The sequence below is a fragment of the Rhodococcus sp. SMB37 genome, from assembly GCF_004345605.1.
In the GTDB taxonomy this organism is placed as follows: domain Bacteria; phylum Actinomycetota; class Actinomycetes; order Mycobacteriales; family Mycobacteriaceae; genus Rhodococcus.
Genome location: NZ_SLVY01000017.1, coordinates 91,914 through 104,543, shown reverse-complemented (window position 1 = coordinate 104,543; position 12,630 = coordinate 91,914). Strand labels below are relative to the sequence as shown.

At 64.6% G+C, this 12,630-nt stretch carries 13 protein-coding genes; 8 read left to right on the top strand and 5 right to left on the bottom strand.

What is annotated here, in order from left to right:
• The first annotated feature begins 2 nt into the window (after nt 1–2).
• The gene (locus tag EV641_RS23435; RefSeq protein ID WP_132474967.1) at nt 3–1,040 is read left to right on the top strand and encodes a type IV toxin-antitoxin system AbiEi family antitoxin domain-containing protein; all 1,038 of its coding nucleotides are present in this window, start codon (nt 3–5) and stop codon (nt 1,038–1,040) included.
• Nucleotides 1,041–1,078: 38 nt separating this feature from the next.
• Here the strand turns inward: EV641_RS23435 and EV641_RS23430 are convergent, their stop codons facing one another.
• Entirely contained in the window at nt 1,079–2,386 is a 1,308-nt protein-coding gene (locus tag EV641_RS23430; protein ID WP_199233365.1) for a class I SAM-dependent methyltransferase, read from the bottom strand.
• Complete coding sequence (locus EV641_RS23425) at nt 2,383–3,813, bottom strand: FAD-binding oxidoreductase (protein WP_132474965.1); 1,431 nt, start codon at nt 3,811–3,813, stop codon at nt 2,383–2,385. Before EV641_RS23425 ends, EV641_RS23430 begins: the two co-directional genes overlap by 4 nt.
• A gap of 153 nt (nt 3,814–3,966) precedes the next feature.
• On the opposite strand from EV641_RS23425, the gene EV641_RS23420 reads away from it, so the two are divergent.
• From EV641_RS23420 to EV641_RS23400, 5 genes are all read left to right on the top strand, one after another.
• Complete coding sequence (locus EV641_RS23420; protein ID WP_132474963.1) at nt 3,967–4,401, top strand: SRPBCC family protein; 435 nt, start codon at nt 3,967–3,969, stop codon at nt 4,399–4,401.
• A gap of 186 nt (nt 4,402–4,587) precedes the next feature.
• Nucleotides 4,588–4,911 (top strand): YbaB/EbfC family nucleoid-associated protein, encoded by a 324-nt coding sequence (locus tag EV641_RS23415; RefSeq protein WP_054713262.1) that lies wholly within the window; start codon nt 4,588–4,590, stop codon nt 4,909–4,911.
• A gap of 8 nt (nt 4,912–4,919) precedes the next feature.
• Nucleotides 4,920–5,528, top strand: a complete 609-nt coding sequence (gene recR, locus EV641_RS23410) for a recombination mediator RecR (RefSeq protein WP_054713255.1) — start codon at nt 4,920–4,922, stop codon at nt 5,526–5,528.
• Nucleotides 5,525–6,121: a TetR/AcrR family transcriptional regulator gene (locus tag EV641_RS23405; RefSeq protein ID WP_054713254.1), complete on the top strand. Its 597-nt coding sequence runs from the start codon at nt 5,525–5,527 to the stop codon at nt 6,119–6,121. The genes recR and EV641_RS23405 overlap by 4 nt, the downstream gene beginning before the upstream one ends.
• Nucleotides 6,122–6,300: 179 nt before the next feature.
• Complete coding sequence (locus tag EV641_RS23400) at nt 6,301–7,680, top strand: MFS transporter (protein ID WP_241997425.1); 1,380 nt, start codon at nt 6,301–6,303, stop codon at nt 7,678–7,680.
• A 49-nt stretch (nt 7,681–7,729) separates the two neighbouring features.
• On the opposite strand, the gene EV641_RS23395 is transcribed toward EV641_RS23400, so the two are convergent.
• Nucleotides 7,730–8,692: an oxygenase MpaB family protein gene (locus EV641_RS23395; protein WP_132474959.1), complete on the bottom strand. Its 963-nt coding sequence runs from the start codon at nt 8,690–8,692 to the stop codon at nt 7,730–7,732.
• Between the two features lie 4 nt (nt 8,693–8,696).
• On the bottom strand, nt 8,697–10,229 hold the full coding sequence (locus tag EV641_RS23390; protein ID WP_132474956.1) for an aldehyde dehydrogenase family protein: 1,533 nt from the start codon (nt 10,227–10,229) through the stop codon (nt 8,697–8,699).
• Between the two features lie 203 nt (nt 10,230–10,432).
• Between EV641_RS23390 and EV641_RS23385 the strand changes: the two genes are divergently transcribed.
• Nucleotides 10,433–11,131 carry a GntR family transcriptional regulator gene (locus EV641_RS23385; protein ID WP_132475056.1) on the top strand — a complete coding sequence of 233 codons (699 nt, stop codon included), beginning with the start codon at nt 10,433–10,435 and terminating at the stop codon, nt 11,129–11,131.
• Nucleotides 11,132–11,212: 81 nt separating this feature from the next.
• Entirely contained in the window at nt 11,213–12,067 is an 855-nt protein-coding gene (locus EV641_RS23380) for an oxygenase MpaB family protein (protein ID WP_132474954.1), read from the top strand.
• Between the two features lie 76 nt (nt 12,068–12,143).
• Here the strand turns inward: EV641_RS23380 and EV641_RS23375 are convergent, their stop codons facing one another.
• A complete protein-coding gene (locus tag EV641_RS23375) occupies nt 12,144–12,620 on the bottom strand; it encodes a DUF4334 domain-containing protein (RefSeq protein ID WP_132474952.1) in 477 nt (158 codons plus the stop codon).
• Nucleotides 12,621–12,630 lie beyond the last annotated feature (10 nt).

Below are 12,630 nucleotides of genomic sequence, written 5' to 3'. Positions count from 1 at the left end.
GCATGGGGGACAACGGGGAATCACGAGAACTGCAGGAACTGTTCGACGACCGCTCAGGACTGGTGACGCAGACGCGGCTCACCTCCCTCGGCGTCGGGCGCGGGCGCGTCCGCCATCTGCTCGACACCGGACGCTGGCAACGTGTGCTGCAGGGAGTCTATTCCGCGACGAACGGGCCGCTCACGAGGAGCATGATCCTCGAGGCGGCCCTCCTCTACGGAGGTGACGCGGCGATACTCAGTCACCGAACGGCTGCAGAAGAATGGGGGATGAGTCCGATCGACGACACCGAACCGGTGCATATCACGGTGCCGGTGGGACGATCGGCCCTATCGCAGAGACCCACGATCAGGCGAGCGGGAGCAAAATCGAACCTTCCGGTACCGCACCCGAATTCAGTGGTGCATCCCGGGGTCGTGGTGCACAGGTCCCGAGCACACGCACACATCGCGGTCGACCGCCGCCCACCGTGCACGACGAAAGCCGACACGGCTCTCGACCTCGCGACGGCGCAGGCGACCGCGCACGACGCGTACTTCTCGTTGATCGCGACGGTCACGAACGGAAGCATCCGGTTGCTCGACGTGCGTAGGCGCCTCGAAGAGCGACCGCCGTACCGGTATCGGCGAGCGCTCGAAGGTGCGGTCGCGTTGCTGGCAGATGGTGTCCAGTCGGTACTCGAATATCACTACGCAGTGGACGTCGAGAAAGCTCACGGCCTGCCGTCGGCCACACGACAAGAGCCGATCGTGGTCGATGGCCGGACGCTGTACGAGGATTGCGTATACGACGGGAGTGGCCTTCCGCTGACCGTTCGACTGGACGGTCGCCGCGTGCATTCGATGCGGGAGGTCGCCTTCCGAGACCGTCGCCGCGACAATGCGGCCGAGTTGGCAGGCAGAGCGCGGCTGGTCTTCGGGTACGAAGAAGTCACGCGCTCCCCGTGCGAGGTGGCGAGAGAAGTGGCGACTGTGCTCACCCGCTTGGGATGGGAGCGACATGTCCCGAACCCCTGCGACCGCTGTGCGCGGTTTTGGTAGCTTCCACTACCAAGACCGCGCACGGGTGGCGGAGCCGCCTACGCGACCCACCAGGGACGTAAGGGGACCTGGGGCGCCTGGTCCTCACCCAGTTTCACACCGAGAATCTGGTGGAGCTGGACACCATTGGTCTCGAAGCCCACCCGCGACCCCGCCATGTACAGACCCCACAGACGAGCAGTTGCCTCGTCGACCTCGGAAAGTGCTGAATCCCAGTGCTCCTCGAGGTTCTCGCACCATGCCTTCAATGTCAGGGCGTAGTGCTGGCGCAGGTTCTCCTCGTGCATCACCTCGAAGCCGATGTTCTGGGCCTCCGAGATGAGCCGACCCGATCCGGTGAGCTCCCCGTCGGGGAATACGTAGCGGTCGATGAAGCCGCCTGCCTTCATCCGTCCGCGGTTGTGCGGGCGAGTGATGCTGTGATTGAGCAGCAGACCGCCGACGCGGAGTTTGTCGTGCAGGAACCGGAAGTACGACGGGTAGTTCGCAGCGCCGATGTGCTCGGTCAGGCCGATCGACGAGATCGCGTCGAACCCGGTTTCCGACACGTCGCGATAGTCGGAGTGCCGCACCTCGGCGAGGTCGCCGAGACCTTCTTCGGCAATGGCCTTCTGCGCCCACTCCGCCTGTTCTTTCGACAGGGTCGCGCCGATGGCCTTCACGCCCCGGCGGGCGGCGTAGCGCACCATGCCGCCCCAGCCGCAGCCGATGTCGAGCAGGCGATCTCCGGGCTTCAACCGAAGCTTCTCGAAGACGAGGCGGTACTTGTTCTCCTGGGCGTCCTCGAGACTTTGATTCTCCGACTCGAACACCGCGCACGTGTACGTCATGGACGGACCGAGAACGTACTCGTAGAACTTGTTCGATACGTCGTAGTGGTGATGGATCACCTCGGCGTCGCGTGCCTTCGAATGGCGAAAGCCTTCGGCGACACGGCGCCAGCGGGGGAGATGCTCCTGCGGCGGAGGGGCGATCGGCCTGATCAGGTCGGGGCCCAGTGACCGCACGATCTGCGCGAGAGTCCGTGCCGGCGGACGCTCGAAGTGCACGCCGCCGAGTGCCTTGAGCAAGGGGTACGGATCGGCGGGGTGCACCCCCTCGGCCTCGAGCGTGCCCGAGACGTACGCGCGCGCCATACCGAGGTCGCCCGGGGCGGTGACGATGTAGGTAGCGCCTTCGGGGGCCGTCAGATTGAGTCCGAACTGGGCGTCGGCGGGGCCCGTCGTCGAACCGTCGTATGCGCTGAACCGCAGCGGCATCTGACCGCCTGTTGCGATCTCGACGATCTGAGCGAGGTTGAGTCTGTCGGTCTGGCGCCCGGAGGGTTCCGCTTTGAATGTGGTCAATGTCGTTGCACCGCCTTCGCGAACAGGTCCGTCAAGCGGGACCCGGGATCGTATTTATCCTTGAGCGCGGGGTATTCCCCCTCGCCGTAGTAGAGCTTCTCGAATTCGTCACGGCTGTAGTAAGAATCGGAATACAGCGACTTGTGACCGTCGAGTTCCGCCACCTTACGCTCGATGCGGCGGTTTGCGGCGCCTTCGACCTCGCCGCGGACAACCGGCACCGACGACCAGAAACCGATGTTGACGTAGGTGCGTTTCGGTTCGAGTGGATACAACGGCCATGGGCGACGGGGGTCGTACGACGCGGACTGATCGCGTAGTCGCAGGGGGCACAGCCAGATCGGCTCGATAGGAATCTCGTCGAGGAACCACTGCATGAACTCGTGGGTTCGTTCGATGGGGACCTCGATGTCCTGGACGACGCGTTCTCGCGGTGGGTTTCCCTTGCGTGCCTCGATGCGATCCGCGATCGAGTACTTGTGGTCGAGCGCGATGAGCTTCCAGTAGAAGCTGCTGCGCAGCAGTTTCTTCGGCCACAACCTCCGGATACGAGGATTTTGGGCTCCGAAGGCGCGGGAGCACCAGAACCAGTCGGTGTCCCAGCGCCACAGGTAGTCGCGGATGGTGAGGCGGTCGGTCTTGGGATGGTTGACCGACTGGTGCCGGATCGACTGGTAGAAGATGTTCCTGTCGGTGTAGTCGGACACCGGCCCGGCCTCGACGGTCTGGATGCCGAGAGTGAGGTAGCTTTCGTCGGCCGAGAACACGACTCCGTCGACGTAGTCCACGGCGATTCCGGCGTACACGCGTTCGGCGGTGATCCGGTCGAGCGTCGACTGGAGGTCGACCAGCGAGGTGAACCGCAGGTGGCGCAATGCGACGAACGGCTTCACCGGTTCGAGTTCGATCCGTAGCCGCGTCGCATATCCCAGCGAGCCGTACGAGTTCGGGAAGCCGCGGAACAGGTCGGCGTGTTCGCCGTCCGGTGTGGCGGTGATGATCTCGCCGTTGCCGGTGAGGATGTCCATCTCGAGGACCGCCTCGTGCGGTAATCCGTTGCGGAACGAGGTGGATTCGATGCCGAGTCCGGTGACTGCTCCGCCGAGGGTGATCGTCTTGAGCTGCGGCACGACCAGTGGCGCGAGTCCGTACGGGAGTGTCGCGTCGACGAGGTCTTCGTACGTGCACATTCCGGCGACATCGGCTGTGCGTGCCTGCTCGTCGACGGAGATGACGCCACCGAGCCCCGACACGTCGAGGCCCGGCGAATCGATCTCGGCGCGGGCCCGGAACAGGTTCGAGGTCTTCTTGGCGAGTCGCACCGGCGCATCGGCGGGGATGGTGCGATACGAGTGCAGCAGACGTTGCACACCTTCGCGGTGAATCGAGTCTCCGTACGGCCCGACACTTCGTGACGTTCTCAGCATTCGACTCCCCTGCAGCAGCGCACCAGTGGTCCAATCCACAATAGCCCTGCCGGACACCCACGTCCTGATACCGGCAGGCAGGATGTAGGGAGCGTGGCGAGCCGCACCGGCTCGAACCGGAGAATCGAATCGACAGTTACAGAGGAGTCCACCGTGGCACAGGTCAGTGCAAGCAGCTCGATCCAGTTGGCAGCGGCACCGGAGAAGGTGCTCGAGGCACTTGCCGACTACGAGACCGTGCGCCCGCGCATCCTCTCCGACCACTACCGGGACTACCGCGTGATCTCCGGTGGGCAGGGAGACGGCACGATCGTGCACTGGCTGCTCCAGGCCACCGAGAAGCGGGTGCGCGACGTGCAGGCGAAGGTAACGGTCTCCGGCTCCACGATCACGGAGACCGACGCGAACTCGTCGCTCGTCACCACGTGGAGTGTGGTCCCCAACGGCACCGGATCGACGGTCGTGTCCCTCACCCAGTGGAACGGCGCGGGCGGCATCGGCGGGTTCTTCGAGAAGACGTTCGCGCCGATCGGCCTGCGCAAGATCCAGCAGCAGGTTCTCGAAAATCTGAAGAACACCGTCGACTGACTGTTGCGTGCATGCCGGCCGGGCCGGCGTGCGACTAACCTGGCAGTCGAAAAGCCAGGTAGACGATCTGAGTAGACAGAAACCTCGGTAGTCGATACCTCTGTTGTCGAACACACGCGGTCGAACACGCCGGGTCGAGAACATAGGGTCCAACACAGGAAGGACGTGCCCGTGCAACCCGGTGGTATGCCCGACATGCAGCAACTCCTCGCCCAAGCCCAGCAGATGCAGCAACAGCTCATGACCGCGCAGAACGAGATGGCGCAGGCCGAGGTCACCGGCCAGGCCGGCGGTGGCCTCGTGACCGCAACCGTGAAGGGCACCGGAGAGGTCGTCGCTGTCCGGATCGATCCGAAGGTCGTCGACCCGGAGGACATCGAGACCCTGCAAGATCTCGTCGTCGCTGCGGTGGCCGACGCATCTGCGAAAGCTCAGGAAATCGCTTCCGAGAAGCTCGGTCCGCTCGCGGGTGGACTCGGCGGCGGCATTCCCGGCCTGCCCGGTTTCTAGAGGTCCGCGTGTACGAAGGACCAGTTCAGGACCTCATCGACGAACTCGGCAAGTTGCCGGGTGTCGGTCCGAAGAGCGCTCAGCGGATCGCGTTTCATCTGCTGTCCGTCGAGCCTCCGGAGATCGACCGGCTGCAGGCCGCGTTGCAGAGGGTCCGCGACGGGGTGCAGTTCTGCGAGGTGTGCGGCACGGTGTCGGATCAGGAGCGGTGCCGGATCTGCGCCGATTCGCGCCGCGACCGCACTCAGATCTGTGTGGTCGAGGAGCCCAAGGACGTGCAGGCGATCGAGCGGACCCGTGAGTTCCGGGGGCGGTACCACGTGCTCGGTGGGGCGCTCGATCCGCTGAACGGTATCGGACCCGACCAGTTGCACATCCGCGAACTGCTCACCCGGATCGGCAATCAGGAGGACGGTGTCGATGTCGCCGAGGTGATCATCGCGACCGACCCGAACACCGAAGGGGAGGCAACGGCGACCTATCTGGTTCGGATGTTGCGCGACTTCCCGGGGCTGGCGGTCACCCGATTGGCATCGGGCCTGCCGATGGGCGGCGACCTCGAGTTCGCCGATGAATTGACGCTCGGTCGCGCGCTGTCCGGAAGGCGGGCGATGTGACCGAGCACGAAGCCGGAACGGCCACGAGCGCACCGGACAAGAGGCGGCGAACGTCGGAGGAGACGCGTCGGCTGATCTTGGATGCAGCCGGACTCGCTTTCGCGACGCGCCCCTATCGCGAGATCACCCTCAAGGACATCGCCGAGGACGCCGGGGTCAGCGCGCCGCTGATCATCAAGTACTTCGGGTCGAAGGAGCAGCTGTACGACGAGCTCGTCGACTTCAAGGCCGCGGCGGAGCTGTTGTACGAGGGCCCGTTCGAGAACTTGGCGGAGCGCATGGTTGCGATCTTCGCGAGGCAGTCCGCGCGACACAAGCCGCTGTCGATGGCTCTGCTGTTCATGAGCGGATCCAGCGAGGAGAGCAACCGCAAGCTCCGTGAGAATTATTCGTCGCAGATGATCGACGCACTGGTGGCGCAGATGAGGGGGCCGGACGCTCGGATCCGTGCGGAACTCGTGTTCTCGATGCTCCTCGGGGTCGCATTCATGCGCCGCCGGATGATGCAGGAGAAGGCTGCGGGATCGGTCGACGAGGTGGTTGCGCTGTATGCACCCCTCGTGCAGTTGCTGCTCGACGGCCGAACGCTTTGAGACAATCCCCACTTCGCTTGTGAGGTAAATGGCTGTTTACCTAAGGTGGTGAACAGCCATTTACCTATCTCGGAGGGGGCCGCGTGACAGTCTCGTTCCCACTGCGGCTGCACGCTCCGGGAAAACACCGTGCCGTATCCGCGCAGGGGCGCGCCTCGGCATCGGCCGACCGGCCAGACCTGTCGAAGTTCGCCTTCCCCGTCCTTGCAGTGGGGGCGATATTCCAGGCGATCATGCAGACCGTCATCGTGCCGTTGCTGCCGAGCCTTCCCGGTTTCACCGGTGCGGGGCCCACCGCAGTGTCGTGGCTGGTCACAAGCACGCTTCTCGTCGGTGCCGTGATGACGCCCATCTTCGGGCGCCTCGCCGACATGATCGGCAAGAAGCAGATGCTTCTCATCGCGTTCGGACTGATGACCATCGGGTCACTGATCTGCGCACTCACCTCGAACATCGGGTTGCTCATCTTCGCCCGCGGACTCCAGGGCGCGGGTGCCGCGGTGCTCCCGATCGGAATGGCGATCCTGCGCGAGGTGATGCCGCGTGACCGCGTCGATCGCTCCATTGCGATCCTCAGCTCCACCCTCGGTATCGGTACGGCCGTGGGAATCCCATTCGCTGCCGCGATCGTCCAGTTCGCGGATTGGCATCTGCTGTTCTGGGTGACCACGGCGATCGGGTTGGGTGTCACCGTTGCGGCGTCGTTCGTCATCCGCCCGTCGAGTACCCGTACCGGCGGTCGTTTCGATGTTGCTGGTGCCGCCGGGCTCACCGGCGCGCTCATCTGCCTGTTGGTGCCGATCACGCAGGGCAGTGCGTGGGGGTGGACGAGCGCCGCGGTCCTGACGATGTTCGTGTGCTCGATCCTGCTGTTCGCGATCTGGGGTTTCCAGCAGTTGCGCAACCGGAACCCGCTCGTAGACCTGCGGGTGTCCGCACGGCGTTCGGTTCTGACGCCGCACCTGTCCGCGCTGCTCGTCGGCTTCGCCTTCTACGGAAACACCCTCATCACGACGCAGCTGCTCCAGGCACCGCCCGAACGCGGCGCCGGATACGGCCTGACCATTCTGCAAGCGGCAGCATGTCAGTTGCCCGCGAGCTTCGCGATGATGATCTTCGCGCTCGTGGCATCGCGCGTCTCGGACCGGTTCGGCCCGAAGATCGCGATCATGATCGGTGCGACGTTCCTGATCGTGGGTTACTCCGTGCACGCGGTCCCGGACAAGCCGCTGTGGACGGTCGTGGCGGCCATCTTCATCGCCGCGATCGGAACGACCTTCGTCTACTGCACGCTACCGATCCTGCTGCTCGGCGCTGTCCCGCTCTCGCAGAACGCCGCCGCCAACGGTGTCAACGTCCTGCTCCGGACCGTCGGTAGCACCGTGTGCAGCGCAGTGGTCGCGACGGTCCTCGCCGCGCACATGGTTGCGGGCGGTATCGGCTCGAGCGGGTTCGTCATCGTGTATCTGGTGTGCGGCGCGTGCGCTGTCGTCGTCTTCGTGTCGGCGTTCGCGCTGCCGTCCGTCGGGTCGAGGATGCCCCGGCCCGCAGGCGTATGAGCCTGCGCGCGGGAGCGTCCTGTTCGGTGTACGGCGGCAGAGATCGGTGTCAGACGCCGAGATCCCGTGGACGATAGCCCAGCGGGTAACCGGGATACGTGCGGTTGGAGGCGTTGCCTCCCGACACCGACACCCTGCGTTTGGGGAGCCTGCGCACAAGAGCGGACCGCATCCGCAGAGCGCCCTCCGACATTGCACGCATGCGCGGTGACCCCTTGGGGAAACCGAACGCCCTCGCCATCCGGTCGTCGATCAGGGAATACACGACCTTCTCGACACCGGGACCGAGTGCTTTCGGGTACCACGACTTGAAGAGTCCGAGCGTGTAGGTGCCGATGGCGTGGTTGTCGTCGCTGTAGTCGAACATCTTCCGCTCGTATTCGAGCTTGAACCGATGGAACTCCTGGAACGACTCCGGGATGTCCTTGATCCCCATCCGGATGCCGACCTGCCGGTAGAAGTAGAACGACGCGAGCCGCTCCTTCGGATGCAGGCGGCGCCAACCGTAGTTGTCGATCCAGTCGAGCGGGTCGTACACGAAGGTCGACAGCACGTACAGCATGTCGTCGTTGTCGATCGAGTATTTGCCGTGCATGCGGTTGATGTTGCGCAGCGATTCACGTCCACGCTCGGCGTCGTACCCGTGCTCGATGAGTTCGGCCATCAACAGGGAGGTGTCGTCGTAGCGCTTCTGCGGCCGATGCTCGAACTCGCCGGTCCGGGCGAGCAACTCGGAGATGGTCGGTACACAGTACGTGCGGAACAACGCGAACTCGAGCGACCGCTGGTAGTCCCACGGGAACTCGTATCCCGCGGTGATCCGCAGGATGTCCTGATGATGGGTGACCGGGTCGAGGTCCTCGATCACCTTCAGCCAGCCGTTTCGTCCGGCCTTCGGATGAGGGTCGCGATCCGGTCCGGGGAACGTCCCGGCCTTCTCGATCCGCGCTTCGGGCGGCGCGACGACGGCCGGCTTACGCGATCGCTTCGCCCGCGGTCCTGTGGTGGTCATCTGTCTACCTCCCGTGCATGAACTTCAGCATCTTCGCGGACAGGTTCAGGTCGCGCTCGGGCCGCTCGAGGCTCATCAGCTTCAGCGGCGAGCTGAACCTCTCGACCGTCACCGACTTGGGTCGGCTGAACTCCCGGAGGCCGTCGGCGCCGTGGATGCGGCCGAATCCGGACTCGCCGATACCGCCGAACGGCAGCGACGGGATTCCTGCGAAGCCGAGCACCGAGTTGACCGAGACCATGCCATTCCGGAGGCGTTCGGCCAGTTCACGGCCCTTGGTCTTGTTGCCGATGAAGATCGATGCGCCGAGGCCGTACGACGTGCCGTTGGCCCGGTCGACTGCCTCGTCGAGGTCGCGCACCCTGTTGACGACGACGGTGGGGCCGAAGGTCTCCTCGCACACCGCGCGCGAGGTCTCGGGTACGTTCGTGAGGATCACGGGCTCGATGATGCGTTCGCCCACCGACTCGGCGCCGCCGACCACCGCGGTGCCGCCGCTCGCGAGTGCATCCTCGATGTGGCTGCGCACGATATCGATTTGGCGGGGCAACGTCATCGGGCCGTAGGTCGACTCGTCGCTTCCACCTGGCTTGGCACGCTTCACGATGGCCGTCAGCTTGTCGAGGAACTCCTGGTAGACGGGCTCGACGACGTAGATGCGCTCGACGCCCGCACAGGTCTGCCCGGCATTGCCGAACGCGCCGAACGCTGCGAAGTCCACCGCCTTGTCGATGTCGGCATCGGCCGCGACGATCATCGCGTCCTTGCCGCCGCACTCGGCGACGAGCGGGGTGAGGGACTCGGCGCACACGGCCATCACCTTGCGGGCCGTCGGGCCGGAACCGGTGAACGCGATCTTGTCGACGCCCGCGCGGGTGAGCGCAGACCCGGTCTCGCCGAGGCCGGTCACGACCTGGAACACGGGCTGGGTCGGTGCGATGGAGTTCCACTTCTCTTCGAGCCACTTGCCGACGCCCGGTGTCAGCTCGCTCGGCTTGAAGACGATGGCGTTGCCGGCGGCGAGGGCATAGGAGATCGAACCCATCGGGGTATACACGGGGTAGTTCCACGGGCCGATGACACCGACGACGCCGAGAGCCTTGTACTCGAGCGTTGCGGCCTGGTTGAAACTCGCGATTCCCGAGGGCACCTTCCGGGCTTTGAGCACCTTCTTCGCGTTCTTCGCTGCCCAGTCGAGGTGTTCGATCGCGAGCATGACCTCGAGGAACGCGTCACCGTACGGCTTGCCGGTCTCGCGTGAGACCAGAGTCGCAAGGGCGGCGGCATCCTGGGCGACGGCCTTCTTGAATTCGAGGAGCCATTCGCGACGCCCGCGGAACCCCTGTGCATCCCACCAGCGTGCGGCGATACGAGCACGGTCGACGGCCTCGTCCACCGCTGCCTGATCGGCGATCGGATACTCGGCGATCACGTCACCCGAGCGGGGGTCGAGGCTGGCGAAGGTGGTGGCGGACGACTCGGCCCCGGTCTTCGAGGTAGTGGTGTTCGAGTCCGTCGTACTGCTCTTTTGTGTCATCTTTTGACGCTTTCTGACGGATCACATCACATATATTTGATGTGATTAGCTGTAGTGGAGCTCACACTATGCGCCTGGTACCGAACGGACAAGCCCGATCCGCTCGCCCTGTGGACCGTCAGGAGAAGCACATGGCCCTACCGGCCCGCGCAACCGATGCCGTTGCTGCCGATCGCGATACATTGCACACGGATCCGTGCCGTATGCGTAGACGCCCTCAGCTCTCGGACGAGGTGGCCTCCCACCTGCGCAGTGCCATCATGTCGGGCTCGTTCCGGTCGGGTGAATTCATTCGATTGGATGAGACGGCAGCGGAACTCGGAGTCAGTGTCACGCCGGTGAGAGAGGCGTTGCTCACACTTCGGGGCGAGGGGATGGTCGAGTCCGCGCCGAATCGTGGGTATCGGGTGGCGCCGATGAGCGGATCGGACATCGATGACATCTTCTGGCTGCAGGGGCAACTCGCGGTCGAGCTTGCTCTGCGGGCAACCGACCATGCCGATGCCGGCGACCTCGAGATTCTGGCGGAGCTCAACGAGCGTCTGCGTGTTCGCGTGACAGCGTCGAATGGTTCGGCGGCGTCGAGCGGAGCGCCGGACGTCGAACGTATTGCCGACGCCGAGTGGTGCTTTCACCGCGAGGTGAACCGCATAGCGAACAGTCCGAAGCTCGCGTGGTTCCTCGATACCGCCGCGCGCACGCTGCCGTATCGACTGTTCGCGCGGGATCGGCAGTGGGGTGTCGTTGCAGTGCGGTCGCACGAGCGGCTCATTGCCGCGATGCGTGCGGGTGACCGGGGTGAGGTCGTCACTGAGACTCTCGTGCAGTTCGAGGACGCCGCGGCCCGGTTGCTGGCGCACCGGACTCAGGTGGCCGAGGCCGGCCCGGAAACCGGTGAGTAAGGCCCCTTGCCTATCTGACTACGGTCGTGCACAATTTGGATGACAGTGCAGCATCCGTACTTTCGCCGAGGAGGCGACCCCATGGCATCACCAGTGGAAGTGAACGAGCCCGGCGTGGTCGAGGGCGGCGTCACCGATCTCGCTCCGATCGAGCGGGGTTCGGTCGACATCGCGGACTTCGTCGGTGAATCGATGCTTCTCCTGGGGGCCGGATCGACTGTGCTGCTCCAACTCGCCGACCGAGGTACCGGACACGGCGTGGCCGACCACAGCACCACTCTCCAGCGTCCACTCGACCGACTGCGCACCACGATGACGTATGTCTACGCGGTTACTCTCGGCAGCCCCGAGGAGCGAAAGCAGATCGTCCGGATGGTCAACAGGGCCCACGTTCCGGTGCGGTCCGAGACCTACAACGCGTTCGACCCTGAGCTCCAATTGTGGGTTGCGTCAACGCTCTACCGCAACGGCGTCGAGATGTACGAGCGCATGTTCCACAAGCTCTCCGACGCCGACCTCGAGTGGATCTACCGACAGTCCGCGGTCTACGGCACGGCGCTCCAGGTCAAGGAAGACATGTGGCCGGCCACCCGCGCGGAGTTCGACGCGTACTGGGACAACATGATCGCGACGATGGAAGTCGACGAGAAGGTTCGTTCCTTCGCCCGCGGTCTGCTCCGGGGTGGGAACTCGCCCCTGCCCGTGAAGCTACTCATGCCGCTGCAGCGTTTCATGACCACCGGCCTTCTGCCGCAGCGCATGCGCGACGAGTTCTCCCTGCCGTGGAGCCCCCGCGACCAGCGTCGGTTCGATCTGTTCTGGAAGGTCGTTCCCCCGGTGTACCGGAAGGTGCCGCGGCCGATTCGGCAGCTGTCCTCCACGTTCTACCTGCGCGACATGCGGCGCCGCATGGCAGGGAACAAGCACCTCATCTGACGCCCCGTTGTGGCCGAATGTCACCTTCAGTCAATCTACCTGGCCGAAGGTGACATTCGGCTATCTGCAGGAAGCGTCAGAGTGCGACGTCGCGTTCGAGTCCGAACCAGTAATGCTCGCCGTCGTCGAAGACGAGACTGCCCTTGCCGTTCATCACGCCGATCACGGTATCGTCGTCGACCTTCTTGAAGTGGTCGAACACCGGCATCCCGTCGTAAACCATCGTAGCGGTCACCTCGCCCCGAAAGACGACGTCCCACAGGCTTGCCTCGCCACGACCGGTCTTCTTGTCGGAGAACAACTCCCCGTCCTCGCCCCGGCACACGAGAGGCTGTACCTCGGAGACCGAGACGAAGGACTTCCCGTACCAGCGGGCGCCGCCGAGCATCTGGTGGGTGCGATGGCCGGTGTCGAAACTGAATCCCTTCCAGCGATATCCGACCAGGTCGTCGATTCGTGCGGGCTCGAGTCGTTCCCAGAGGGCGTCGAGCTCGCGAGGATCGATCCGGTCGGTACGGGTACGCAGTGCTGCAAGCTCCTGGACGACGTCCATGTCGGTTCCT